Annotated in this window: 1 protein-coding gene and 1 pseudogene; both read left to right on the top strand. The window is 60.2% G+C overall.

What is annotated here, in order from left to right; all coding sequences use genetic code 11:
- Window positions 1-1,386 (top strand): annotated as a pseudogene (locus ACLU3S_RS36810) (RHS repeat domain-containing protein); the annotation flags it as partial.
- Window positions 1,383-1,988, top strand: coding sequence for a hypothetical protein (locus ACLU3S_RS36805; protein ID WP_413956325.1), 606 nt, complete (start codon window positions 1,383-1,385; stop codon window positions 1,986-1,988). The pseudogene ACLU3S_RS36810 and the gene ACLU3S_RS36805, both read left to right, overlap by 4 nt.
- Window positions 1,989-2,032 lie beyond the last annotated feature (44 nt).

Raw genomic sequence — 2,032 nt, 5'->3', positions numbered from 1 at the left:
GTCGCTGACCGGTGCCGAGGGCCGACTGCTGCAGAGCAGGGCGTACATCTACCGAGCCGACGGCAACGTCATCGGTATCGCCGACCACCTGAACGGCGAGCGCCGCTTCGACCTCGACGCAGCAGGCCGCGTGACAGCAGTCCACGCGGCGAACTGGACAGAGCGCTACGCCTACGACGAGGCCGGCAACCAGACCCAAGCCTCATGGCCGTCGGCCCACCCAGGCGCAGAGGCAACCGGCCCCGCTCCTATGCGGGCACCCGCATCACCCGCGCCGGTAACGTCCGCTACGAACACGACGCACTCGGCCGCATCACCCTCCGCCAGAAAACCCGCCTGTCGAGAAAGCCGGACACCTGGCGCTACGAATGGGACGCCGAAGACCGCCTCACCTCCGTGGTCACCCCCGACGGCACCCACTGGCGCTACACCTACGACCCCCTCGGCCGCCGCACCGCCAAACTTCGGATGGCGGAAGACGGCAAAACCGTCGTGGAGAGGGTGGACTTCACCTGGGACGGCACCACCCTCTGCGAACAAACAACAACCGCCCCAGACCTCCCCAACCCGGTCACCCTCACCTGGGACCACCAGGGCCTACGCCCCCTCGCCCAAACCGAACGCATCACAGCGGCCGACGCCCCGCAAGAGGAAATCGACTCCCGCTTCTTCGCTATCGTCACCGACCTCGTCGGCACCCCCACCGAACTCATCGACGAACACGGCGACATCGCCTGGCACACCCGCAGCACCCTGTGGGGCACAACAGCCTGGGCATCTGATAGCACGACCTACACACCCCTACGCTTCCCAGGCCAGTACTACGACCCCGAAACCGGCTTCCACTACAACTACTTCCGCCACTACGACCCCGAAACCGCCCGCTACCTGATCCCAGACCCCCTCGGACTGGCACCGGCCCTCAATCCGGCAACGTATGTCCACGATCCACGGATCTGGACAGATCACTTGGGCCTCGCCCCTGATGAGTGCCCCGAAGATGCAGAAGGAAGCCAATGGTACCCGGATGAGAACTATGAGCCGAACGCGATAAAAGCGCGCAACCTGGGAAATGCCGACCGTAAGGCTTGGTTCGAAACACCTCAGGATGTGCACGAACTAGTTGACAAGCTGATCAAAGACCCTGACTACCCACAGCGAGTTACCACTAACGATCAAGGTGAGCGAGTACTAGACTTCTATCGGGGCGGCAAATCTCGAGCAGGAAAACGATGGGCCGGGTCTCCGATCTACGACAACGGAGATCCTTTCAGTCAGCTTCGAGTCGTAGTCGACGGGGACGGCAACATCGCTTACTTCGGCAGGCGCCAAGATGGCTCACACAACTACGATCAAGTCATCCCGTACCCTTGGGTCAAGAGATGAAGTCTAAGGTGATCTCCTTGCACGAAGCAGAACTAGTAAAAAATCTGGCTGCGGCAGGTCTGAAATACTTGGACATCGTGACCTATTCCTCCGCACTGATCCCTCCACAACTGGCATCTTTCGCTAACTCCATCGCCACTGATGGACAGGAATGGGCCGTAAGCATCGAAAATGATGCGCCGGATTTCCGAGAGAGGATGAACCACGAATGGTATATGCTCAGTGCACATCAAGGTCTCTTCGCCAGAGAACACCCGCAGTTCCTCATTGCCGTTCGTGACGTGGAGGATGATCACCCCAACACGTCATGGTGGGCGCGCGTAGCGCTGGAGGCCGAATGGGATTTCGCCGGCGCCGGTGCAGAGGCTCGGGTTACAGGTTGCGGCTGGGGGCACCCGGAGTTCGTAATGCTATCGATCGACGGAAATGTAATTGTCCGAGGGTCGCAGGGGCAAGATTGGATGGATATCGTTTGCCTGCGCGAGCCGCACCGCATCCCTTCACTCAGAAAATTGGGAGCCAAGTTCGCCGAGAGCAACACAATCACTGATCAGACACGCAACGCTCTAATCCGCTGGCTGAAAAGCACGTCGACAGAATGACATCACGGTCGTGGGCGCTTACATGGACAGGTGCGGCTTATTAA

The organism is Streptomyces sp. AF1A (assembly GCF_047340315.1).
GTDB lineage: Bacteria > Actinomycetota > Actinomycetes > Streptomycetales > Streptomycetaceae > Streptomyces.
Note: the sequence above shows the minus strand (reverse complement) of the source record. Positions and strands in the feature narration are given on the sequence as shown.